The sequence below is a fragment of the Tenacibaculum sp. nBUS_03 genome, from assembly GCF_051201695.1.
Classification (GTDB): Bacteria; Bacteroidota; Bacteroidia; order Flavobacteriales; family Flavobacteriaceae; genus Polaribacter.
The window spans coordinates 2,232,806-2,256,005 of the sequence record NZ_CP179214.1 but is presented as its reverse complement, the minus strand read 5'-3'; the positions used below and the strand labels follow the sequence as shown (position 1 = coordinate 2,256,005).

Annotated in this window: 21 protein-coding genes and 1 tRNA gene; 5 read left to right on the top strand and 17 right to left on the bottom strand. The window is 31.0% G+C overall.

Features of this window, described 5'->3' with window-relative positions; translation table 11 throughout:
• Window positions 1–85 precede the first annotated feature (85 nt).
• The 4 genes from ACMFBB_RS10545 to ACMFBB_RS10530 form a co-directional block, all read right to left on the bottom strand.
• Window positions 86–1,456 (bottom strand): M56 family metallopeptidase, encoded by a 1,371-nt coding sequence (locus ACMFBB_RS10545; protein WP_435260745.1) that lies wholly within the window; start codon window positions 1,454–1,456, stop codon window positions 86–88.
• Window positions 1,453–1,824 carry a BlaI/MecI/CopY family transcriptional regulator gene (locus ACMFBB_RS10540; protein WP_435260744.1) on the bottom strand — a complete coding sequence of 124 codons (372 nt, stop codon included), beginning with the start codon at window positions 1,822–1,824 and terminating at the stop codon, window positions 1,453–1,455. Before ACMFBB_RS10540 ends, ACMFBB_RS10545 begins: the two co-directional genes overlap by 4 nt.
• A gap of 112 nt (window positions 1,825–1,936) precedes the next feature.
• A complete protein-coding gene (locus ACMFBB_RS10535; RefSeq protein ID WP_435260743.1) occupies window positions 1,937–4,264 on the bottom strand; it encodes a DPP IV N-terminal domain-containing protein in 2,328 nt (775 codons plus the stop codon).
• Window positions 4,265–4,270: 6 nt separating this feature from the next.
• Window positions 4,271–5,659: a dipeptidase gene (locus tag ACMFBB_RS10530; protein WP_435260742.1), complete on the bottom strand. Its 1,389-nt coding sequence runs from the start codon at window positions 5,657–5,659 to the stop codon at window positions 4,271–4,273.
• A 520-nt stretch (window positions 5,660–6,179) separates the two neighbouring features.
• Here ACMFBB_RS10530 and ACMFBB_RS10525 point away from each other — a divergent pair.
• Window positions 6,180–6,261 (top strand) — tRNA-Leu (locus tag ACMFBB_RS10525).
• A 297-nt stretch (window positions 6,262–6,558) separates the two neighbouring features.
• Here the strand turns inward: ACMFBB_RS10525 and ACMFBB_RS10520 are convergent.
• The 3 genes from ACMFBB_RS10520 to ACMFBB_RS10510 all read right to left on the bottom strand — a co-directional run bounded on the left by ACMFBB_RS10520 (window position 6,559) and on the right by ACMFBB_RS10510 (window position 8,222).
• Window positions 6,559–7,143: a GNAT family N-acetyltransferase gene (locus tag ACMFBB_RS10520; protein WP_435260741.1), complete on the bottom strand. Its 585-nt coding sequence runs from the start codon at window positions 7,141–7,143 to the stop codon at window positions 6,559–6,561.
• A 252-nt stretch (window positions 7,144–7,395) separates the two neighbouring features.
• On the bottom strand, window positions 7,396–8,031 hold the full coding sequence (locus ACMFBB_RS10515) for a universal stress protein (protein ID WP_435260740.1): 636 nt from the start codon (window positions 8,029–8,031) through the stop codon (window positions 7,396–7,398).
• On the bottom strand, window positions 8,028–8,222 hold the full coding sequence (locus ACMFBB_RS10510; protein ID WP_435260739.1) for a universal stress protein: 195 nt from the start codon (window positions 8,220–8,222) through the stop codon (window positions 8,028–8,030). Before ACMFBB_RS10510 ends, ACMFBB_RS10515 begins: the two co-directional genes overlap by 4 nt.
• 160 nt (window positions 8,223–8,382) lie before the next feature.
• Between ACMFBB_RS10510 and rimP the strand changes: the two genes are divergently transcribed.
• From rimP to infB, 4 genes are all read left to right on the top strand, one after another.
• Entirely contained in the window at window positions 8,383–8,844 is a 462-nt protein-coding gene (rimP, locus tag ACMFBB_RS10505) for a ribosome assembly cofactor RimP (RefSeq protein ID WP_435260738.1), read from the top strand.
• Between the two features lie 13 nt (window positions 8,845–8,857).
• Window positions 8,858–10,114, top strand: coding sequence for a transcription termination factor NusA (gene nusA, locus ACMFBB_RS10500; RefSeq protein WP_435260737.1), 1,257 nt, complete (start codon window positions 8,858–8,860; stop codon window positions 10,112–10,114).
• A 119-nt stretch (window positions 10,115–10,233) separates the two neighbouring features.
• Complete coding sequence (locus ACMFBB_RS10495) at window positions 10,234–11,028, top strand: hypothetical protein (RefSeq protein ID WP_435260736.1); 795 nt, start codon at window positions 10,234–10,236, stop codon at window positions 11,026–11,028.
• Window positions 10,994–13,210, top strand: a complete 2,217-nt coding sequence (gene infB, locus ACMFBB_RS10490; RefSeq protein WP_435260735.1) for a translation initiation factor IF-2 — start codon at window positions 10,994–10,996, stop codon at window positions 13,208–13,210. The genes ACMFBB_RS10495 and infB overlap by 35 nt, the downstream gene beginning before the upstream one ends.
• A 166-nt stretch (window positions 13,211–13,376) precedes the next feature.
• Here the strand turns inward: infB and ACMFBB_RS10485 are convergent, their stop codons facing one another.
• The 10 genes from ACMFBB_RS10485 to ACMFBB_RS10440 form a co-directional block, all read right to left on the bottom strand.
• Window positions 13,377–14,006, bottom strand: coding sequence for a carbonic anhydrase family protein (locus tag ACMFBB_RS10485; protein ID WP_435260734.1), 630 nt, complete (start codon window positions 14,004–14,006; stop codon window positions 13,377–13,379).
• Window positions 14,007–14,020: 14 nt separating this feature from the next.
• Window positions 14,021–15,883: a SulP family inorganic anion transporter gene (locus tag ACMFBB_RS10480; protein ID WP_435260733.1), complete on the bottom strand. Its 1,863-nt coding sequence runs from the start codon at window positions 15,881–15,883 to the stop codon at window positions 14,021–14,023.
• 104 nt (window positions 15,884–15,987) lie between these two features.
• Window positions 15,988–16,692: a universal stress protein gene (locus ACMFBB_RS10475; RefSeq protein ID WP_435260732.1), complete on the bottom strand. Its 705-nt coding sequence runs from the start codon at window positions 16,690–16,692 to the stop codon at window positions 15,988–15,990.
• On the bottom strand, window positions 16,693–18,048 hold the full coding sequence (locus ACMFBB_RS10470) for a SulP family inorganic anion transporter (protein ID WP_435260731.1): 1,356 nt from the start codon (window positions 18,046–18,048) through the stop codon (window positions 16,693–16,695).
• Window positions 17,984–18,223 (bottom strand): SulP family inorganic anion transporter, encoded by a 240-nt coding sequence (locus ACMFBB_RS10465; RefSeq protein WP_435260730.1) that lies wholly within the window; start codon window positions 18,221–18,223, stop codon window positions 17,984–17,986. Before ACMFBB_RS10465 ends, ACMFBB_RS10470 begins: the two co-directional genes overlap by 65 nt.
• A 176-nt stretch (window positions 18,224–18,399) precedes the next feature.
• Window positions 18,400–18,684, bottom strand: a complete 285-nt coding sequence (locus ACMFBB_RS10460) for a hypothetical protein (RefSeq protein ID WP_435260729.1) — start codon at window positions 18,682–18,684, stop codon at window positions 18,400–18,402.
• Between the two features lie 54 nt (window positions 18,685–18,738).
• On the bottom strand, window positions 18,739–19,497 hold the full coding sequence (locus ACMFBB_RS10455) for a tetratricopeptide repeat protein (protein ID WP_435260728.1): 759 nt from the start codon (window positions 19,495–19,497) through the stop codon (window positions 18,739–18,741).
• Window positions 19,497–21,269 carry a BatD family protein gene (locus ACMFBB_RS10450; protein WP_435260727.1) on the bottom strand — a complete coding sequence of 591 codons (1,773 nt, stop codon included), beginning with the start codon at window positions 21,267–21,269 and terminating at the stop codon, window positions 19,497–19,499. The genes ACMFBB_RS10455 and ACMFBB_RS10450 overlap by 1 nt, the downstream gene beginning before the upstream one ends.
• A 53-nt stretch (window positions 21,270–21,322) precedes the next feature.
• Window positions 21,323–22,150, bottom strand: coding sequence for a tetratricopeptide repeat protein (locus tag ACMFBB_RS10445; RefSeq protein ID WP_435260726.1), 828 nt, complete (start codon window positions 22,148–22,150; stop codon window positions 21,323–21,325).
• 4 nt (window positions 22,151–22,154) lie between these two features.
• The gene (locus ACMFBB_RS10440; protein WP_435260725.1) at window positions 22,155–23,198 is read right to left on the bottom strand and encodes a VWA domain-containing protein; all 1,044 of its coding nucleotides are present in this window, start codon (window positions 23,196–23,198) and stop codon (window positions 22,155–22,157) included.
• Between the last annotated feature and the right edge of the window lie 2 nt (window positions 23,199–23,200).

Sequence of the window (23,200 nt, the reverse complement as noted above, 5' to 3'; positions counted from 1 at the left end):
TAGCCATAGCTAAGGTTTCTTTTTATTCTGAAATGAAAAGGAAAAAAGAACGTTTTATTACGTTAATATCCAATTGAAAGATGTATTAGTATTTACTGGAGATATAAATCGAACCTGTTCCGTTAGTGTGTTTTTGAACCTTTATAGATGCAACTGAGGAGGGGTCTATGTTTTTTACATTGCTGTCTTTAATAGGTTTATTGTTTAGGTAATACATTATACCTATCAAGTTTATTTTTTTATTTTTTCCCTTAGCTCTTGGAGGCGGTGAAATTTGCAATTTTTGTTGGATAGAACGTTTTGTTTTTTTGGTATTTATGTCAGAAAAAGCTGTATCACTTTCTTTACAGTCCTCGCCATGCGGAGGTGGTGGAGGTGTTTTATGATTCATCTTTAACGCTTTGGATGGTGGAGGTGGCGTTTTCCCTTTTGCTTTTGGAGTAGGGGGTGGTGGCGGAAGTTGTTTCTTTTCAGCATCGTTTAAATGCGATAGTTTTTTTACAACCGTGTTACCGCTTTCATAAGTATAGGTTACTTTATCCTTATAAACATATACATCTTTTGCTTTGTCTTCACTTGATTTAATTTCTTTTAGTGTGGCTTTTGTTTTTTGCGCCACTACCCTTTCCGCAAATACAAAGGTAAATCCAGCAATTAACGGTACAATTGCTAACTTTTTTAACATAATTTTTGATTTTGAACTTTTAGTAGTCATCATAATTAATCGTTTTTTTGTTAATGAATAATTGAAATTACTGGCCAGGTAATAATTGTTGTTCCAAGCGGTTTTGTTTAATAACAAATATTGGTACTTGGAAATATTTTTATGTACTATAATTACGTTGCTGTCAGCTAAAAACTCATGATTGAGTTGAATGTACTTTTTAAGTAGGTAAAACATTGGATTAAACCAAAAAGTAATTAAAAGCAACTCAAGAAAAAGAACATCAAATGTGTGTTTTTGAGTAACATGGGTTAATTCATGCGTAAATAATTCTTTTTCTATTTTTTTATTATTAAATTCCTCTTTATTAATAAAAATGTAATTCCAAAATGTATAAGGACTAATCGTATCGTTAACCAATACTAGGGTTGCTTTTTTATAGCCAATCTTCTCGTTGCTTCTGATGATTTTACTAAGGTTCCAAAGGTTTTTGAAAAATCGAATCAATAGAATTCCTGTTAGAGTGAGCCAAATGTATAATAGGTAGACAAAGTAATTGATGGAATTCGTTGCTATTTCATTAGACCCCGTTATTTCATCTATATATTCTGGTTCATCAGTAACTATAACAATTGTTTCTATAGTGAATAAGGGAGTTAAAAATGAAACAATGACAGCTCCTAATAGGTAAAAACGATTGAAATTATGCATTTTTTCTCTTTCCAATATAATATGATAAAAGAGAAGTAACAATGCTAAGCAGCTTGCAGATTTTAGAAAATAGCTTATCATTTTTTTTGCTCTTTAATTTGGTTGTCTATCAGTTGTTTTAAACTTTCTAATTCAGAAACAGATAGATTTGTTTCGGAAGTAAAAAATGATGCAAATTGACTTGCCGAGTTGTTAAAAAAGTTTTTAATTAACCCATTTACATGTTTAGAAAAATAATCTGATTTTTTTACTAAAGGAAAATATTCTCTTGATTTTCCATGTAATTTGTAATTAACAAAGCCTTTATCATACATTCTTTTTAATAGTGTTGCAACTGTTGTGTTCGCTGGTTTAGGCTCAGGAAATTCAGCTAACAGATCTTTCATAAAAGCTTTTTCTAGCTTCCACAAATATTGCATTACTTGTTCTTCGGTTTTTGATAATTGCATTTTGTTTAATTATAATTTACTCTACAAATGTAGAGGTAATTTTTTAATTCTACAAATGTAGAGGTGTTTTTTTTGTCTTAAACTAAAAAAACGCTCACTATGAGCGTTTTTTTTAGAAGTTAGAAAGATCAAATTCTTTTGGTGGAATTTCTTTTCGTAGATGGGTTACAAAATAATCCCACCGTTTTCTTGTCATGTATTTGGTCATGTTTCCATAACCATGCCTCTTGTTTGGAAAAAGAATCATATCAAAGTCTTTATTAGCATTTATTAATGCTTCAACTACTAACATTGTGTTTGATGGAGAAACATTATTGTCCATGCTTCCATGAGTTATTAATAGTTTCCCTTTTAAGTTTTGAGCAATTAATTGGTTGGCTTGGTTGTCGTAATTTGTAGTTTCAACTCCATTTTCTTGTGTTTTTCCTTTTTTCAAAAGGCCTTGCCATTTTTCACCCCAGTCGGCTTCGTAATTTCTATTATCATGGTTCCCGGCACCGGAAACTGCTACGTCATAAAAATCGGGATATTCAAATACAGCACGAGTTGAGGCGAATCCTCCTCCTGAATGTCCCCAAATTCCAACACGGTCAATATCCATACCTTTATATTTTTTAGCTAATTGTTTAATGGCTGCAATATTATCTGGTAAACCATTGTCTCCCATATTTCCGTAATAAGCATCGTGAAAAGATTTAGACCTCATTGGGGTTCCCATTGCATCAACAGCAACTACTACGAAACCTAATTCTGCCACAGCTTGAAAATCTCTCCATACTGGTCTGAATTTATAGTTACCAACACTTCCAGATTGTGGTCCAGGGTAAATGTAGTTTAAAACTGGATATTTTTTACGTTCATCATAATGGCTCGGCGTGCACATAATTCCATATAAATCAGTTTTACCATCACGCGCTTTTACTGAAAATTCAATAGGTTCTTGCCAGTTCTTTTCTTTTAGTGCAGTAATATCAGCAGTTTCTAAATCCAATAATTTCTCTCCTTTATTATTTCTTAACACAGAAATTGGAGGGATAGAAGTAGTTGAATAAGTATCAATAAAATAAGAGTAGTCATTTGAGAAAGTAGCTGTATGGGTTCCTTTATCAGGGGTTAAATTTTTTAGATTTGATCCATCAAAATTAACACTGTAATAGTAATTGTGATAGGGATTTCCACTTTCTTTTCCTCCAGCAGTAAAATAGATTTTCTTATTAGTTTGATCTACTTTTTTTATTTGCTTTACAATCCAGTTACCAGAAGTAATTTGATTTTTTAATTGCTTAGTAGATAAATCATACAAATAAAGATGTCCCCAGTTTGTTTTTTCGGAGTACCATATAAATTCGTTAGAATCAAACAAAACTTTCCAATTTTCAGCATTTACCCCAGATTCGTAATAAGTATCAACTTTTTCTTTGTGTATAGATTTTACAAGGCCGGTTTTGGTATCAGCAATTTGTAAGTGAGCAGTTTTGTGGTCTCTTGATCCTGATACAAAAGCAAATTGAGAACCATCTTTTTTCCATTGCGCATCTAGTAGTTCGTTGTTCCAGTCAGCTATATGGTCCGTAGTGGTCCCTCTTTGAAAATCTTTATTCATTTTTAAGCGAACAATTTTAGGTTTTGCTCCAAGGTGAATAATTACTCGTTCAATTGTAAAGATATCTTTGTCTCCAGGAAGCGGATGTTTCCATGCTTCAAGTTTAGGATGTCCAACATTAGTTGAAGTTAAGTACATCATACCTACCTCACGAGCATCCTGTTGAAAAGTTGCAATTTTATCAGAGTTTGGAGACCATTTTAGAACGGCTCCATTACTTTTAATCCAACCTGCATTGTTTGTTGCGTATCCATAATTTTTTTTACCATCAAAAGTGAGCTGTGTTTTTTTGTTGGTTGTTAAATCTCTTACCCAGAGGTTGTAGTTTTCTATGTAAGCTCCTAGTTTTCCATTGGGAGAGACATGTTCGTCTCGAGTAGCTTCTGTTTCTTTTGATGTAACTTTTGAAATAGAATAGTTTTCTAAATCGCAAGAATACATCTGTCCTCTTATAGAAAATGTAGCTGTTTTTTGATCTTTAGATAATGAAAATCCATAAATAGGTAGATTGTTTTTTGCTATTTCTTGACCTAGCTCTTTTGATAAACTTTCAGCCAATTTATCGTGATTAAAGGCTTCTTTTTTAGATTTGTTTGCTATATCAACTAAAATAAATTTTTTGCCATCTTTATTTTTTGTGTTGTATGTTAAATAGTTTTGGTTAACGAATTTACTTCCAGAAACTTGATTGTAAACTAAACTGTACAAATTTCTATCCATATATTTGGTAGCTTGTTTGTATTCCTCAGCAGTCCTTTGTTTTTGTTCTTCATTCTTTGAGCAACTAATAAATAGTATTATTGTAACTAAAGCGATCTTACTTAAACAGATTTTCATGTTTTTTTATTTGGATAATTCGGTAAAATGTTTGTAGAAAAAAGGTATAGTTTCAATGCCTTTTAAATAATTCCAAACTCCAAAGTGTTCGTTTGGTGAATGTATGGCGTCACTGTCTAAGCCAAATCCCATCAAAATAGTTTTACTCTTCAATTCTTCTTCAAATAAGGCTACAATAGGAATACTTCCACCACTTCTTTGAGGTATTGGAGTAACACCAAAAGTTTCTTTATATGCTTTACTTGCCGCTTGGTATCCGATATTGTTAATTGGGGTAACATATCCTTGACCGCCATGATGAGGGGTTACTTTCACTTGAACACCTGCAGGAGCTATACTTTCAAAATGTTTTTTAAATAATTCAGTGATTTCTCTCCATTCTTGATTAGGTACTAATCTCATTGATATTTTTGCATAGGCTTTACTGGCAATTACAGTTTTGGCACCTTCACCAGTATATCCACCCCAAATTCCATTTACATCTAAAGTTGGGCGAATAGAGTTTCGTTCATTGGTTGTGTATCCTTTCTCTCCATACACAGCGTCAATTTTAAGAGAGTTTTTATAATTTTCTAAAGAAAATGGCGCTTTTGCCATTTCATTTCGTTCTTCTTTTGATAACTCTTCTACCTTATCATAAAAGCCAGGGATGGTTATATGGTTGTTTTCATCATGTAATGAAGCAATCATTTTTGTTAATACATTAATAGGGTTAGCAACTGCACCGCCATATAATCCAGAATGTAAATCTCTGTTCGGCCCAGTTACTTCAACTTCAACATAACTTAATCCACGTAATCCAGTTGTTATGGAAGGTATAGAGTTGGCAATCATTCCGGTGTCAGAAATTAAAATAACATCATTGGCCAGTTTTTCTTTATTCCTAGGAACAAACCAAGCTAAGCTTTCTGAGCCAACCTCTTCTTCTCCTTCTATCATGAATTTAACATTGCAAGGTAAGTTGCCAGTATTGGTCATGTATTCTAAAGCTTTTACATGCATGTACATTTGTCCTTTATCATCACATGCGCCACGAGCAAAAATAGCTCCTTCAGGATGAAGGTCCGTTTTTTTAATTATAGGTTCAAATGGAGGAGAATCCCATAAATCTATTGGGTCTGCTGGTTGTACATCATAATGTCCATACACTAAAACTGTAGGTAATTTTGAATCAATGATTTTTTCACCGTAAACAATTGGGTATCCTGGTGTTTCACATATTTCAACTTTATCGCAGCCAGCCTTTTTTAACTGTTCTTTTACCGTATCAGCGGTGTTTAATACATCTTGATTATATGCAGGATCGGCACTAACAGATGGTATTTTTAATAAATCAATAAGTTCATTTATAAAACGCTCTTTGTGTTGAGCTATATATTCTTGGATAGTTTGCATTGAAAAATAATTAAGTACGCTAAGTTAACTATTTTTCATAAAATTTGTTTTTTTTAACATAAATAGCAACAGATTAACATGGCAAAAATATTTTTTCTATAAATTTTGGTTTAATTAACTCTTTTTCGAATCGTGTTGTTTTAATAAATTATTACTTTTTTTGATTAATTTAACTAAAACAAATGCTGACCCTTTGTTTAATTTCAACACTAAAAATACAATTTTCGTTTAAAATTTAATTCTTAGCATGTATAGCGGGATAATTAATGATTTATTAACCTATAATTTGGTGAAAAATGCTGATTTTTGCGGCTCATTTGTGTTCTATTTAGAATTTTTAGAAGGGTTTTAACATAGGATGATTAATTGTGAGCTCTCTTCGGAGAGCTCTTAATTTATTCAAGGGTATTTTTTATAATTGTAAGAATAAATACTCTATTAAATTAAAAATGAAAAAATAAAGTTTTTAGTTTGTGTATTGAATACTTTGTGTATATTTGCACGCACAAATTAAAAATAAGCGGGCGTGGTGGAATTGGTAGACACGCTAGACTTAGGATCTAGTGCCGCAAGGTGTGAGAGTTCGAGTCTCTCCGCCCGTACAGAGTAAGTAATGCTTTAGTGAGATTTTATCCACTAAAGCATTTTTTTATGGTTTAAAAAACAAAGTATGTGAAAAAGAATAACTTGAATTCGTAGTTTAAAAGAACGAAGTAATCAATTTGAAAAATTCCTTTTTGATTGAGTGTAAATAATTAAGTTGTTAGAAAAATTATATACTAAACAAATTCAATACTAAAATTCTTTTTTTGGGCATTGTACGAAGAAAAAAGAAAGTTTGATTAAAGGCATAATTTGTGTAACTATAAAAGTTATAACATTTAAGTTTGCTATAAAGATTATATTTTCTTTTTCATTATATAGAGAGTAAGCTCTAATTCATTATGCGTATTAACTATGTTAAAACCTAGTTTTTGATATAGTGGAATATTTCTTTTGTCTGACGTTTCTAAGTATATAACCTTGTAATCATTGTAATGATTTATTGCTTCTTTTATTAGGTTTGTTCCAATTCCTTTACCCTGATGGTTTCTTAATACCCCAACATAATAAAGGTGTAAAAAAGGCTCTTTAGGATGGTTTTTATTTATTGCTTTTTCACGTTGCAAAACGTTTTTGATATTTTTAATTCCAAGGACATTAAAAAATAAGTTAAAATTCCAAAATATGAATTTAAGTTTAACAAAAATAGAAAATCTATTTTTGTTATGGGTTAACATCATAATACAAGCTTTTTCATCGTTTGATAAAAAAACATCGCCATTATAAAATGCATTATAAAAAAAGAATTTCATCAGTGAGTTAATTCTTTTTATTTGATTTTTTCCTTTTCTTGTTACATTTATAATTGATTTATTTTTTTTAAATGAATCGGTTAATATATCAGTAATTAAAATAGTGTCTTTTAAATCAGCTCTTCTCATTAGGTTGTGGATTGAGGGCGGCAAATTTACTTAAAAGAATATAGGTTTAAAGTATATTGTGTTTCGAAAATTCTAATAATTGTTTTAAAGTCTGTGCAAGTATTAAAACACTATGAATCCCTAGTATTAAAGCGTTGTTTTTTAAGTTTTTTTATTTCTTTTTTAATGCTTTAAGTATAGATTCTGGCGACGCAAGGTGTGTGAGTTTGTGTGTCTCACCGAACAGAATGTGTAATATTTTAGTGGAGTTTTTTATACTTTAAAGGTTAATACAGGTTTTAATACGTTTTTAGATAGGTTTAATGAAACACTTCCGTTAAAAAATCTAGATAGCCCGCTTCTTCCGTGGGTAGCTAAAGAAATTAAGTCTACATCTTTTTCATCTGAAAAATTTAAAATTCCTTCTTCTACAGAATTGTCATTGTAAATATGAATTGAATAATTTTTGATATTGTATTTTTCTATAAAACTCTCTACTTTTTTCTTAGAGCTTGAAGTGTTCTCAAATTTTTGTGGAGTATTTATTTTGAGTAAGTGTATTTTAGCTTTAAAGTTAGTTGAAAAATCTAAGAAGCCCTCAAAAGCTCTAGCCTCATCTTTTTCAAATGTAGAGGCAAAAACTAATTTTTTAAATTTAAAGTTATCGTCTTCTTTCTTGGTTATTAATATTGGTATCTCAAGACTTCTAACTGTTTTCTCTGTGTTAGATCCAATCAAAATCTCTTCTAGGGCGGTTTGTCCTTTTGAGCCCATGATTACTAGGTCGGCGTCTATTTTTTTTGAATAATCCCTGATTCCTTCATAAGGATTTTGAAATCGTATTGCATGATTAATATTTGGTATCTTACTAAAAAAATTAGTTTTGTAATTAAGTAGTTTATCTCTCACTTTTCTAATGTAAAGCATACTTTCAGGGATGCTAAAATTGTTACCGGACCCATGTCAATTATACCTGAAGGTAGTTCGACCATATGAAGTAAATGAACTTCACTGTTAGATTTTTTTGCTATTTTAGAAGCAAGTACACATGCGTATTCTGAATGTTTTGAGAAATCAATAGGGATTAATATTTTTTTCATAATCTTCTTGGGGGTTTAAGAGAAATAAAGACTGATTAAATATACCATTTTTTTTAGATAAAAGCTACTTGTGTATTAACTAATAAGTTAGTATATTTGCAGGGAATTTAAAAGAGTTAAGTGATGTAGGGGACGTTTGTCCCCTCTTTTTATACCTAGAATGAATCAGGAGAGAGTTAAAGAATTATTACAGGAAGCATTAAGTGAGAATGAATCTCTGTTTTTAATAGAGTTGCAGTTTCTTGCAAATAGTAAGATAAAAGTAATAGTTGATGGAGATGAAGGAGTGCCGTTGAGTGAATGCGTTCGTATTAGTAGGAATATCGAGCACAACCTAGATAGAGAGGAAGAAGATTTTTCTTTAGAGGTGACAACACCAGATATCGCACATCCTTTATTAGTTAAGCGTCAGTATAAAAAAAATATTAATAGAATATTAAAAGTAAAAACTGAAGCGGAGGAGATTGAAGGAACTTTAACAGATGTAACGGATGAAAAAATAACGTTACATTGGAAAGTAAGAGAACCAAAACCTATTGGGAAAGGTAAGCATACTGTAGAGAAAATAAAAACTTTACTTTATGAAGATATTAAAAGTGCAAAAGTGAAGATTATATTTTAATTAAGATAATGAGATGGAAAATATTGCGTTAATTGAGTCGTTTTCAGAATTTAAAGATAATAAAAGTATTGACAGGGTAACACTGATGTCTATTTTAGAAGAAGTTTTTAGAGCTGCTTTAAAACGTAGATTTGGGTCTGATGAAAACTTTGATATTATTATAAATCCTGATAAAGGGGATTTAGAAATATGGAGAAACAGAGTTGTTGTAGCAGATGATATGTCGGAAGATGATAATGAGGAGATCGAATTAACTGAAGCAAGAAAAATAGAGCCTGATTTTGAGATAGGAGAAGATGTTTCTGAAGAGGTTAAATTAGTTGACTTAGGAAGAAGAGCTATTTTGGCTCTACGTCAAAATCTAATATCTAAAATTCACGAGCATGACAGTACAAATATTTTTAAGCAATTTAAAGATTTAGAAGGAGATATTTATAGTGCCGAAGTACACCATATTCGTCATAATGCTGTGATTTTGCTTGATGATGAAGGGAATGAAATTGTATTGCCAAAGAGTGAGCAAATACGTTCTGATTTTTTCAGAAAAGGAGATACTGTTAGAGGAGTAATTAAAACGGTTGAATTAAGAGGTAATAAACCGGTGATTATATTGTCAAGAACAGCACCTCAATTTTTAGTGAAGTTATTTGAGCAAGAAATACCTGAGGTTTTTGATGGATTAATTACTATTGAAAGAGTTGCAAGGATACCAGGTGATAAAGCAAAAATAGCAGTAGATTCTTATGATGATCGAATTGATCCAGTAGGAGCTTGTGTTGGTGTTAAAGGGTCTCGTATTCATGGTATTGTTCGTGAGCTAGGGAATGAAAATATTGACGTTATTAATTACACTAAAAACGAACAATTATTTATTTCAAGAGCTTTAAGTCCTGCAAAAGTTCTTTCAGTAAGCATTGAAGCTTATGAAGAAGAAAAAGGAGGTAAAAAAGGGCGTGTAAATGTATTATTAAAACCAGAAGAGGTGTCTAAAGCAATTGGGCGATCTGGTGTAAATATTCGTTTAGCAAGTGAATTAACAGGTTACGAAATTGATGTTCAAAGAGAGGGTATTGAAGAAGAAGATGTTGAATTAACAGAGTTTTCTGACGAAATTGAAGCTTGGGTAATAGCAGAATTTAAGAAAATCGGATTAGATACTGCTAAGAGTGTTCTTGAGAAAGATGTTTCAATGTTAGTGCAAAGAACTGATTTAGAGGAGGAAACGATTTTAGATGTTCAGCGAGTTTTAAGAGAAGAATTCGAAGAGTAAAATATATAAGGGTACTAGTTTCCTTGCTTTTAAGTAGAAAACTAGTAAATTTAAGAAAGAGAGCGTAACTATTGCAATATTATAAAGTGTGTTCTTTAATAAAAAGTATAAAATAATTTATGGCTGAAGGCAACAAATTAAGACTAAACAAGGTTTTAAGGGAATTAAACATTTCTTTAGATAGAGCTGTAGAACACTTAGCGAAAAAAGGTTATGAGGTTGAGGGGCGTCCTACAACAAAGATTTCTGATGCAGAATATCAAATATTACTTGATGGTTTTCAAACAGATAAATCTAAAAAGGTTGCTTCTAAAGAGGTAAGCGAAGAAAAGAGAAAAGAAAAGGAAGCAATTCGTCAACAAGTAGAAGTAGAGCAAGAGAAGAAGCGTGTAGAAGAAGAAGCAAAAAAACAAGAAGTTTTAAAAGCCAAAGCAGCAAAATTAGAACTTAAGACTGTTGGTAAAATAAATATAGAAACTGGTAAAAGTTTAGAACCTAAAGTACAAAAAGAGGAGATAAAGCCAGTAGCAGTGCCAATAGATAAGAAAGTTGAAGAAACGATTGAAGCTTCTAAAGAAAAGGAAACTGAGCAAAAAGAAATTATTGTTGAGGCACCTAAAAAAGAGGTTAATCCTGTTGAAGATAAAAAAGTTGAAAAACCTGAAAAGGTTGTACAACCTACAAAGAAAGTTCAACAAGCTAAAGAAACAGCTAGTTCTAGTATTACAGCTCCAACATTTTCTAAAAAAGGAATTGATAAAGCTGTAGAACAAATAAAGACAGATAGAGCAAGAAAAACAGAAAAACCAAAATCAACTGAACAACCTGTTGAGGTTAATTCTGAAAATGCTGAAAAAATTAAAACTCAGTATAAAAAACTTGACGGAACCAAAAATTACTGGTCAAAAAATTGATTTAAAACAATTTGAAAGACCAAAGAAGAAAAAACCGGATCCTAAAGCTAAAGACGGAGATAAGAAAAAGCGTAAAAGGATAAGTAAACCTAATGCAGGAGGTACAGGAACTGGTACAAATAATAGAACACAAGGGCAAGGTGGCAACCGTACTGGAGGTCCAAATCGACCTGGAACACCTAATAGACCTGGAGGTCCAAACAGAGGAGGTGCAAGAACTGGAGGTCCAAATCGACCTGGTCAAAGAGGAAGACGCCCTGTTGTTCAAAAAGAAGAACTTACTGAAGCTCAAATCCAAAAACAAGTTAGAGAAACTCTTGAAAAACTTCAAGGAAAATCTAAAAAAGGAAAAGGAGCTAAATATCGTAGAGACAAAAGAGACGCTCACCGTCAGCAAAATGAAGCAGAGTTAGAAGCAGCACAAGCAGATAGCAAAATACTTAAAGTAACAGAGTTTGTTACTGTTAGTGAAGTTGCTACAATGATGGATGTTCCTGTAACAAATATTATTTCATCTTGTATGATGCTTGGAATGATGGTTACAATGAATCAACGTTTAGATGCTGAAACATTATCTATAGTAGCAGAAGAGTTTAACTATACTGTTGAATTTGTTGGAGCTGAAGTAGAAGAATCAATTGAAGAAGTTGAAGATAAACCTGAAGATTTAATCACTCGTGCGCCTATTATTACAGTTATGGGACACGTTGATCATGGTAAAACTTCGTTATTAGATTATATTCGTAAAGCGAATGTAATTGATGGAGAATCTGGAGGAATAACACAACACATTGGAGCTTATTCGGTAAGTGTTGGAGATCAAAAAATAGCATTTTTAGATACACCAGGTCACGAGGCCTTTACAGCAATGCGTGCTCGTGGAGCTCAGGTTACCGATTTAGTGATTATTGTTGTAGCTGCTGATGATGACGTAATGCCACAAACAAAAGAAGCAATTTCTCATGCTCAAGCTGCAGGTGTTCCAATTATTTTTGCAATTAATAAAATTGATAAACAGAACGCAAACCCAGATAATATTAAAACACAATTATCTGCTATGAATTTATTAGTAGAGGATTGGGGTGGTAATATTCAATCACAGGAAATTTCTGCTAAAACTGGTCAAGGTGTTGATGAGTTATTAGAAAAAGTATTGCTAGAAGCTGAAGTATTAGAGTTAAAAGCTAACCCTAATAAAAATGCAAATGGTGCCGTAGTTGAAGCTTTATTAGATAAAGGAAGAGGATATGTGTCTACTATTTTAGTACAAGCTGGTACTTTAAAAATTGGAGATTATTTATTAGCAGGTAAGCATAGTGGTAAAGTAAGAGCTATGTTTGATGATAAAGGTAAAAAAGTTAAAGTTGCTGGGCCATCTACGCCAATATCTATACTAGGACTTGATGGTGCCCCACAGGCTGGTGATAAATTTAATGTATTTGATGATGAACGTGAAGCAAAACAAATTGCAGCTAAACGATCTCAATTACAACGTGAGCAATCTGTTAGAACTCAAAAAACATTAACACTAGCAGAGATTGGACGTCGTATTGCTTTAGGTGACTTTAAAGAATTAAATATCATCTTAAAAGGTGATGTTGATGGTTCTGTTGAAGCTTTAACAGACTCATTCCAGAAATTATCAACAGAAGAAATTCAAGTTAATATTTTACATAAAGGCGTTGGAGCAATTACCGAGTCTGACGTATTATTAGCAACCGCTTCTGATGCTATCATTGTAGGGTTTAATGTACGACCTCAAGGTAATGCACGTGTAGTTGCAGATAGAGAAGAAGTAGATATTAGAACATATTCTATCATCTATGATGCTATCAACGACTTGAAAGATGCAATGGAAGGAATGTTGTCTCCAGAAATGAAAGAAGAAGTTCTTGGTAATATTGAAATTAGAGAGGTTTATAAAATTTCTAAAGTTGGAAATATTGCAGGTTGTATGGTAATGTCTGGTAGAATAACAAGAGACGCTAAAATACGTATCATTAGAGAAGGAATAGTTGTTCATGATGGTGTTTTAACTTCATTAAAACGTTTTAAAGACGATGTAAAAGAAGTTAAGAAAGGTTATGATTGTGGTCTTCAAATAAAAGGCTATAATGATATCAAAGAAGGAGATACTATTGAAGCATATACTGAAATAGCAGTTAAAAAGAAACTTAAATAGTTTTAAATTATCATAAATAAAAAAACGACTTCTGTAACATATACGGTAGTCGTTTTTTTTATTTTAAAAATAATAGGTAACCATTAATTTTAAAATAAAATTCGGATGATTTTATTGCCAAAATCATCCGAATTTAAAAATTTCTATAAAGTCAGAAATGTATTGTTTAAAGCATTGTAACAGCTCCTGTTTTTAGAGAGTAAACACCACCAACAATAGCAATTTCACCATTATCTTCCATTTCTTGTAAAATTTTACTTTTTTCACGGATTCTTTCAATGGTTAATTTTACATTATTCTCTACTGTTTTAGCTACAAATTCATCATTTGATGAATCAGTAACACCTTCAACTTGATCAGAAGCCATCTTAGCAGCTGGCGCAATATTATCAAGCATTGCAGTAATATTTCCAAGTTCTACTCCATCACAAGCAGCCTTAACAGCTCCGCAACTTTCATGGCCTAGTACCAAAACTAATTTACTGCCAGCAACTGCACACGAATATTCCATACTTCCTAAAATATCCGTGTTTTCAAAATTACCTGCAACACGAGCAACAAATACATCACCAATTGTTTGGTCAAAAGCCATTTCAACAGGTACTCTTGAATCTATGCATGATAAAATTACTGCTTTTGGGAATTGGCCACTTGTTGTTTGTTTAACCAATTCATTAACGTTTGAAGCTGTTAAGTTGTTTTGAGTGTATCGTTTATTTCCTTCTAGTAAGTCTTGTAAAACTCCATTTGGAGTTAATGTATCTTGTATGTTTTTTGTAATAGCTGTATTTCTCATTTTTAAATATTTTTTTAATTTTTATCTTTCACGTTTTGTTTTACCCATGTTAAACACTCTTCAAATGTTGTAAATATTGAGTCTTCTGAAATTAAATCAGGAATAATATCAATACGTTCCATCATATATCTAGGTTGATCTAGTAAATCAACCAAAAGTACATTTTTACCATCTTTTTTCAAGTCAACCAAAATATCTTCAAGAGCGTAAAGACCAGATTGATCTATATACTGCATTTTATCCATCCTTATAATTATGGAGGAAGCTGTATTAGGAATTTGCTTAGCTAATTGCTGAAAATCACTGGTAGACCCAAAAAATAGTGGTCCTTTTATGTGTTTAATGAATACTTCCTCAGATAAGTTTTTAGGGAAGTTTTTTTCATCTGCCCATGCTTCTTCCTTTAAGGATTTAACATCTGAATGTTTTCCAGTCAAGTCACCTATTTTTTTCATAAACATTAAAGAAGCAATTACTAATCCAATACCAACGGCGTATACTAAGTTCCAGAAAGTTGATAGAAGTAATACAACTATCATAATAATTACTTCCGAACTTACTTTGAATGGCCCAATTTTCGCATCTCTTGGTAGGTTTGGAATTGCTTTTAATCCTTTATAATCCATCACTCCAATTCCTACTGTAATTAAAATACCAGCTAAAACAGCAGCAGGTATTTTTGAAGCAATAGGTCCTAAACCTAGTAAAATTACAAGAAGCATTATACCAGCAATCATACCCGAAAGCTTTGTTTTACCTCCAGAGTTAATATTAACAACAGTACGAATGGTGGCACCAGCTCCAGGAATTCCACCAAAAAAAGCTGCAATACTGTTACCAATTCCTTGACCAATTAGTTCTTTATTTGGTTTGTGTTTTGTCTTGGTCATATTATCAGCTACAACTGATGTTAATAAAGAATCAATTGCTCCTAATAAAGAAAGGGTTAGCGCAGTAAAGATATATGGAGTTATATTTACCATACTAAAGTTTGAAAATATCTCTAGATTGGGAATAGGAAAGCCTCCAGGAATTTCTTCAATAGGTCTGTAATTTAAACTAAAACCTAACGCTATAGAGGTCATAACCACTAAAGCCACTAAAGTACTTGGAATTGCAGTTGTAATCCGTTTAAAACCATATATAATAAAAATAGTACCTAAGGCTAACATTAATTCTAACCAATTAATATTTTTTAAAGCTCTAGGTAAAACTTTAAAAGTTCCTAAAACACCTGAAGCCTCTTTACCAGCCAGAGTTTTACTTTCTTTTAAAATATCAGCGTTTGTTGTTTGCTCAGCTCTATTTATGGTTTCTTTGAAATCTTCTAAAACTAATATTCCTTCACCAGCTTCATCTTTTAAGATGTTTTCTAAAATTATTTCTTGCGCTAGAGGCTTAAATTGCTCAACAAATTGAGTATCCTCTTTGGCATAGTAACCCACTGAAGGTAACACTTGCGTTACTAATATGATAACACCAATAGCAGTCATAAAACCTGAAACAACGGGATAAGGAATGTATCTAATATATTTACCTAAGCCTAATACTCCTAGCACAATTTGAAATAAACCAGCCAACAAGAAAACTATTAGAATGGTTGGTAGGGCTTTGTTTACATCACCGTCATTTGAAGCAAGTATACTTGCTATAACAACCATACTAACAGCTGTCATAGGGGCAGTTGGCCCAGATATTTGTGTGTCTGTTCCTCCAAACAGAGCTGCAAAAAAGGAAATGAAAATAGCTCCATATAAACCAGCACTTGGTCCTAGTCCTGAAGAAACTCCAAAAGCTAAGGCTAATGGTAATGCTACAATTCCTGCTGTAATCCCTCCAAAGAGATCTCCTTTAAGATTTGAAAATATTTTTTTCATATTTCTCGAGTTGAGTAGGAATAAATATACTAAAAAAATGTAATTTATAAATACTCATGTTCAAAATGGATTTATTAATTTAGGTTATTTTGAAATTAACATTTTTAATTTGCAACTACTAAAGAAACGTCTATTTTTCTAAGTAGTTCATTAAATGACTTTGTAGATTTAGGTTTTACATTTTCTCTGTCTACAATTAACAAGTTAATGTCTTTTGTTTCTAACGATTTGATATCTTTTTTGTTTGCTCTAATGCTTTTTAAAGGAGTTTTATTATATTTTTCAATAATTTCAGTAATGAAATCATTGCTTTGTTTTTCTAACTCATTATATACCCCTAATGAAATTTCAGTTTCAGGTGTGATATTGTTTGTAGAAGAGGCTATAACAATTGTTTTACCTTCTCTTTTTAAAATATGTTTACTAATCTTATCACCTAAAGCAGTTATACTTTTATTTCTACGTTTTCCGATTACTATAATGCTAGGATTTGTGTTTTCTATAAAAGCATCAATTTCATTCTTAATATTTCCAAAAGTAAAAGAAGACGTAATATTTATTCCATACTTTTTAGAATAGCTAGAAACTAATTCATTAATGTCTTTGTTGGTTTGAGTAAACTTGGTATTTATAGCTCTATTTGCTGATAATTGATTATCAGTACTCACTATATCACTTGGTTTTTTAACATGAAATAAATGAATGCTAGCATTGGTCTTTTTTGCTAAACTAATAGCAGTATTCAACGATATTGCCGTACTATCTCCTAAATCGGATAGTACGACAATTTTATGTTTTGATGTGTTCATTTATGAAGCTTTTGGTCTTAACTTAAAAAACTCGATAAAACTTGAAGGATTTTCAACAATACCTCTTTCAGATATTAATTTAATATCAATATTCCTCTCTTTTGCTTTAAATGCAAAGTCTTCTAATATTTCAATAATATCATTGTCTAAATACCTTGTTTTTCGAACATCTAATTCTAAATACGTGTTTTCTGGTAAGCTGTCTAATTCTTTTAAAATAGCACCTTTATTAAAGAAAGTTACTTCCTCAGCTAATGACATCTTAATTTTGTGAAGTCCGTTACTTTTGTCTTCAATATGTAAAAAGTGAGAGTTTTGATAACTTTTAAATAGAATTACAACAATTCCTACAGATAAACCTAAACCGATTCCAATAAGTAAATCAGCAAAAACAATACCTAAAACGGTAACAATAAAAGGTAAAAATTGCTTTAAGCCTTGTTTGTATATTTGAAAGAATAAAGCGGGTTTGGCTAATTTGAAACCAACAATTAATAGAACAGCCGCTAAAACTGATAAAGGTATTTTATTTAAAAGGGTAGGGATTAATATTACAGAAATCAATAATAGAAAACCATGAATGATAGCTGATAATTTACTTTTACCTCCAGATTGGATATTAGCAGAACTTCTTACAATAACCTGTGTAATTGGTAAACCTCCAATTAAACCTGAAATGATATTTCCTGTCCCCTGAGCAAGTAATTCTCTATTAGTAGGCGTAACATTTTTATCTGGATCTAATTTGTCAGTCGCTTCTACACATAATAAAGTTTCTAAACTTGCAACTAAAGCAATTGTAAATGCTATAATCCAAACATCTTTGTTTGTAATTGCATCAAAATTTGGAAAGCTAAATTGACCTAAAAAAGTATCAAAACTTTCTGGAACAGGAACACTTACCAATTGAGCTGCGTTGATACCAAATTGATTATTACCTTGAGTAATTACGTAAAAGATAATACCTACAACAACAGCAACAAGAGGCCCTTGGATTATCTGAAATATTTTCCCTTTTTTAGATAACACTTTATCCCAAAGTAGTAATATGGCTAACCCTATAACACCTATCAATGTAGAACCTAAACTGATAGATTCTAGTGAAATGTTTTCTACTGATTTATCATACCCGAAAAAGAAAGGTATTTGTTTTATGATAATTATGATTCCAATACCAGTTAACATTCCCTTAATCACAGAAGAGGGAAAATAATAACCAATAACACCAGCTTTAAGAACCCCTAATAATACTTGTATTATACCTCCTAATACGACAGCTACAAGAAAGTTCTCATAACCACCTAAAGTTCCTATAGCAGATAATACAATAGCTGCTAATCCTGCAGCACGGACCACTAACTCCTATTTTAGAACCGCTTAAGCCTCCTACAACAGTACCTCCAATTATACCTGCAATAAGACCAGCAAATAAAGGAGCACCACTAGCTAATGCTATACCTAAACATAAAGGTAAAGCAACAAAAAACACTACTACACTAGCGGGTAAATCATTTTTAATTGTTTTGAACATGAACTATAAATTTTTGATCAATTTTTAGTATTTAAAAAAATTGACGAATTATAAATTATTATGATAAGTTGATTCAATCAATTTTCACCCAGTTTTATGCATAACACACATTTACTTAAAAACTTTTTTAAGTTATTATTAGAGAGTGTTTTTTTATTGATTGAGATTTGAGTAAGCTATATTAAAAACTCGGGAGGAGGAGATTCTAGTGTTTTACTTATTGAAGCATATGATTTTGACAGGTGTAAAACTTCTCTTTGAGAAACAATAACTTGATAAGAAGCAATAAAATCGTTTATGCAGTATAATTTGATTTTATATTCTTCAACGTTTTCATCACTGTCAGTATCATTAACCAATGAGCTTTCACATTTTTTTTCAGACAACGTAATATAAGTGGGAACTACCACTGAAGTAATCAAAATAATTGTTAGAAAATAAATAAATATTTGTTTGCTCATAATTCTATAGCTAACAAATATACTATTTATAGTATTATATTGTTGTTAATAAAATTAAAAAATGGATAATATTTTAACGTCTTTTGATAGTAACCAACCAATTTTTCCGTCAATTAGTTTAATTTTTTTCCAGTTATCAACAGTATCTAAGACTTTTACTTTAGTACCTTCATGTAAAGTGAAAATTTCTTCTGAATCTTGGGTGGGTGCATTTTTAATAGAAACTTCTTTAGCAAAAATAATTGCTTCTTTAGTTTTTATATACGTGTCATGTTGTTTGAATGTTATTATCAGTGAAGTTAGCAATAGTATAAAAGAAACCATGCTTGTTATAAAATAGAATCGCTTTTTCGCTGGATTATTTGAGAAATAAAAGAATAAAAAAAGAATACCAGCAATTATTGATAATATTACAACAATTAAAGCCCATGTGTTGTAATGAAATTTTTGTAAATAATTTATATTAAGTTTTTGAAATAAAGATTTAGGTAATTCTTCAATTCTGTCCAGAGTTAATTGTTTTGCTATGATTAAATTATTTTTAGCATCTTCATTAGAAGGGTCTATTAATAATGCTTTTTCATAATTATATATACTCTGTGCAACTTGATTTAATTTATAATAACAATTACCTAGATTAAAGTATAGTTCAGAAGATGTTTGTTCCGATTCTTCTATTTTTTGATAAGTTTCAATTGCATTTTTGTATTTTCCTGTTTTGTATAAAGTATTAGCATCAGAAAATAAAGCATCAACATTTTGTGCAGATACAAGGTTTGTAATGAATACTAATAAAAAAATAAAATTCTTCATTATAACTGTTTATCTAATTGAGTAATTACTTGTTTTGCTTTTTCAAACTCTTGATTCATTTGCGTATTGTCTATTGGTGTATAACGAGCAAAATCACAATCATTTAACACGTCAATAAATTCACTTATTGAAGCTGAGTTAACATTTTTTTCTTCTAGTAATTGTGTTATCTTTTCTCTGCTTATATCAGAGGTTTCAACTTTTAATTTAGCTTTCAGGTAATTATGCAAAGCTCTTTCTAATGCTTCATAAAATGCTTCTTTATTTCCTAATTGTTTAGATGCTTCAGATAAATATTTCTTTGCTAGCTTGTCTGCTTTTCGTTGTTTATTTCCTAGTACATCACCATCTCTTTCTTCTTTCTTCTTATAAATTATAATAATTAAGGGTATCGCTATAAAAGGAAGAAGCAATAGTGTATAAAATAAAGGAGATTTGAAAAAATCAGAATGTTCTTTTGAATGAAAATTAGATGAATTTTGTATGTATCTAAAACTAGCATCAGTCATTTTTACATCTCTTTTTTCTACATTATTTGTATTGTCTGAGTTTGTAGCGAGTTCTTTTCCTTCCAAAACATCTACATACAAATCTTTAGACGTAATTGTTTGGTATACGTTCTCTTTAGGATTAAAATAAGAGAAGCTGGTTGAAGGTATTTTATATTTTCCTTTATATTGTGGTACAACAGTATAGCTGTCTGTTACACTTCCTCTAAGTCCATTTGATGTGATGCTTACTTTTTCTTTTCTTTCAGGTTGGTATACTTCTAATTCTTTTGGAGTTTCAATTTTTGGAAGCTCAAAGAGTTTTAGGTTTCCTTTCCCTTTAACTGATATTTTTATTTGTGATGATTCATTAGCTTTTAAAATTTCTTTACTCAATGATACATCAAAGGAATACTCTCCAACGGCACCTGTAAAATTTTTTGGTTTATTTAAAGTCGGTAGTGATTTTGATTGGATTGTCTTCTTAGTAGATGAAAACTCTTTTCTTACTTGACGTGTAATTACATTACCAAAAAAGTCAGCTCTACCTGTAGGAACAGCAACTATGATATCCATTTTCATTGGGTCAATAGTTAGTTTTCCTGCTTTAGTTGGAATTAATAATGCCTTATGTAATACTGCATATCTATATTTTTCACCATTATAAGTTCCTTCTTTTACAGGAGTTCCGTTTCTTTTAATTTCCTGATTCCAAAAACCATTATATTGTGGTGATTGTGTTATGGCGTTATCATAGATTCCTACGTTTTCACTAAAATACAAACGATATTCAACATAAATACCTTCTCCAACATAAGGCTTTGATTTTGATATCTCAGCGACTAAATGAATATTTTGAGAAGCTATATATTCAGGGTCATTTGGGTTTTTAGGGATGTCAACAGCATCTAAAACTATTATTTTCGCAGTCCCAGATTTAATAATTTTATCGTCAATTTCTATTGAGGCTTCAGGTAAATCGAACTCTCCCTTTCTTTTTGGTTGTAAAATATAGGTATAAGATTGTGAAAATGACATTTTACCATTTATCCACGATTGACTAACGGATTGACTTGGGCCTCCAACTATTTTAAAATTTACAAAATTTGGAGCTTTAAAATTATCAGCACCTTGCTTATTAATTGTATACTGGACTCTAAAACGTTGGTTTACGCCTAGTTTGTTTTTACTAACACTTACGTTTAAAACACTTTCTTGAGCATTAATGGTAAGTGAAAAAACACTTATAAGTATTAATATGTAAAATTTTATATCCTTGTTCATTTTTAATGTGCGTAAAAATAATATTTTAAAATAAAAAACACTTTGTTTTTTAATTACCAGTCTTTTTCTTGTTTTACTTTTCGACCTTTTGATTTTTTTACATTCATCTTTTTCTGAGTCTTCTTCTCCTCGTTGTTTAAGCTCTCTAGCAATTGTTTCATTTGCTGAGGAGTCATTTTGCCTTGTTGAGGCTTTTGCTTCTGCTTATCTTTTTTGTCGTTATTTTTCTTGTCCTGTTGGTCTTTGTTTTTATCCTTTTTAGGGTCCTTTTTATCGTTTTTCTTGTCCTTATCGTCCCCTTCTTTTTTGTCCTTGTCCTTGTCCTTGTCCTTGTCCTTGTTTTTGTCTTTGTCTTGGTTCTTTTTCTTGTCTTTCTTGTCTTTTTTATTCTTATCCTTGTTGTTCTTTTTGTTTTTTTGCTCTTTTTTTAATTCCTTTAGTGCAACAGCCAAATTGTAGCGTGTTTCATCATCGTTAGGGTTGTTTCTTAATGAGTTTTTATATGCATCTACTGCTTGTTGGAATTGTTTTTGTTCCATCATAGAGTTACCAATGTTATGGTACGCTTCTGCTTTAGAAATTTTATTTTTAGCGGTTTTTGCTGCTAGTTCAAATTGTGAAACTGCTTCTTTATATTTTTTATTTTGGTATAAGGTGTTTCCAAAGTTATAGCTAGCTTTACCGTAATTATTATTTTTACTTAAAGATTTTCTGTAAGCGATTGATGCCTCGTCAAACTTCTGTTTGTCATAAAGTTTGTTTCCTTGTCGAACTAATGAACGCGCTTCTCTTTGAAGTTTTAAAGTATCTTGTTGTGCTGTAACTATTGTTGAAATAGTTATAAGATACAAGCTGAATAGTATTTTAATTAAATTACTCATCTTTTTATTTTTTAACTTCCTCATTAAATAAGTCTATTTTCTTTAACCATTTTGTCTTTCTATCAAATAAAAAGATATCAAGAATTAAAAACAGTAAACCAATACCTAAAAACCATTGAAATTGATCTTTATAATCAGAGAATTGCTTTGTTTCAAATTCGCTTTTTTGAGCATTTGCAATTATATCTGAAATGCTGGTTACAGGTTTGTCAGTTTTGTTACCATCAATATAACTTCCATTTGCTATGTCAGCAATTTCTTGTAGTATTTTTGCCTTCCTTTGAGTGATAACTGTTTCCCCTTTTCTATCTTTTTTGTAACCAATAAGTGAGCCGTTTAATTTTATAGGTATTGGACTTCCTTTTTCACTACCAACACCTACAGTATAAACTTTTACACCTTCATTAGCTATATTCTGAGCTATTTGCTTAGTTTCTTCTTGATGGTCTTCACCATCAGAAATAATAATTAAAAAACGATTAGTTTGTTCGTCATTATTGTAGTATGTTTTAGCTAGATTCAATGCTTCATTAATAGCAGTTCCTTGGCTTGAAACCATGTCAGGATTTGCATTCTGTAAAAACATTTTACCAGCGGCATGATCAGTAGTAATTGGTAATAGTGGGTATGAATTACCAGCATAAATAATTATACCTACTCTATCGCTTCCTAGTCTATCTATTATTTTTGATATTATTTGTTTTGATTTCTCTAATCGATTAGGTGCTATATCTTCTGCAAGCATACTTTTAGAAACATCTAAAGCGAATACCACATCAACTCCTTCTCTTTTAACAGTTTTTAGTTTTGTTCCCATTTTGGGGTTCGTTAACGAAATGATTAAAAAAGAAATCCCGATTAAAAAAAATGTTAGTTTTAATGTTGATTTAAATGGTGAATAGTTAGGGGCAAGCTTTGCTAGTAACTCAGGAGAAGAAAACTTTTTTTGTGTTCTTTTTTTCCACCATAAAATAAGTAGAAAAAAGACAATTATTATTGGAATAATTGCTAAAAAGTAAAAATATATTGGTTCTTCTATTTTGTACATAA

Coding starts and splice junctions, on each gene's coding strand:
- ACMFBB_RS10545 (WP_435260745.1), bottom strand. CDS start 1,456: ATGATAAGCTATTTTCTAAAATCTGCAAGCTGCTTAGCATTGTTACTT.
- ACMFBB_RS10540 (WP_435260744.1), bottom strand. CDS start 1,824: ATGCAATTATCAAAAACCGAAGAACAAGTAATGCAATATTTGTGGAAG.
- ACMFBB_RS10535 (WP_435260743.1), bottom strand. CDS start 4,264: ATGAAAATCTGTTTAAGTAAGATCGCTTTAGTTACAATAATACTATTT.
- ACMFBB_RS10530 (WP_435260742.1), bottom strand. CDS start 5,659: ATGCAAACTATCCAAGAATATATAGCTCAACACAAAGAGCGTTTTATA.
- ACMFBB_RS10520 (WP_435260741.1), bottom strand. CDS start 7,143: ATGAGAAGAGCTGATTTAAAAGACACTATTTTAATTACTGATATATTA.
- ACMFBB_RS10510 (WP_435260739.1), bottom strand. CDS start 8,222: ATGAAAAAAATATTAATCCCTATTGATTTCTCAAAACATTCAGAATAC.
- rimP (WP_435260738.1), top strand. CDS start 8,383: ATGAATCAGGAGAGAGTTAAAGAATTATTACAGGAAGCATTAAGTGAG.
- nusA (WP_435260737.1), top strand. CDS start 8,858: ATGGAAAATATTGCGTTAATTGAGTCGTTTTCAGAATTTAAAGATAAT.
- ACMFBB_RS10495 (WP_435260736.1), top strand. CDS start 10,234: ATGGCTGAAGGCAACAAATTAAGACTAAACAAGGTTTTAAGGGAATTA.
- ACMFBB_RS10485 (WP_435260734.1), bottom strand. CDS start 14,006: ATGAGAAATACAGCTATTACAAAAAACATACAAGATACATTAACTCCA.
- ACMFBB_RS10480 (WP_435260733.1), bottom strand. CDS start 15,883: ATGAAAAAAATATTTTCAAATCTTAAAGGAGATCTCTTTGGAGGGATT.
- ACMFBB_RS10475 (WP_435260732.1), bottom strand. CDS start 16,692: ATGAACACATCAAAACATAAAATTGTCGTACTATCCGATTTAGGAGAT.
- ACMFBB_RS10465 (WP_435260730.1), bottom strand. CDS start 18,223: ATGTTCAAAACAATTAAAAATGATTTACCCGCTAGTGTAGTAGTGTTT.
- ACMFBB_RS10460 (WP_435260729.1), bottom strand. CDS start 18,684: ATGAGCAAACAAATATTTATTTATTTTCTAACAATTATTTTGATTACT.
- ACMFBB_RS10455 (WP_435260728.1), bottom strand. CDS start 19,497: ATGAAGAATTTTATTTTTTTATTAGTATTCATTACAAACCTTGTATCT.
- ACMFBB_RS10450 (WP_435260727.1), bottom strand. CDS start 21,269: ATGAACAAGGATATAAAATTTTACATATTAATACTTATAAGTGTTTTT.
- ACMFBB_RS10445 (WP_435260726.1), bottom strand. CDS start 22,150: ATGAGTAATTTAATTAAAATACTATTCAGCTTGTATCTTATAACTATT.
- ACMFBB_RS10440 (WP_435260725.1), bottom strand. CDS start 23,198: ATGTACAAAATAGAAGAACCAATATATTTTTACTTTTTAGCAATTATT.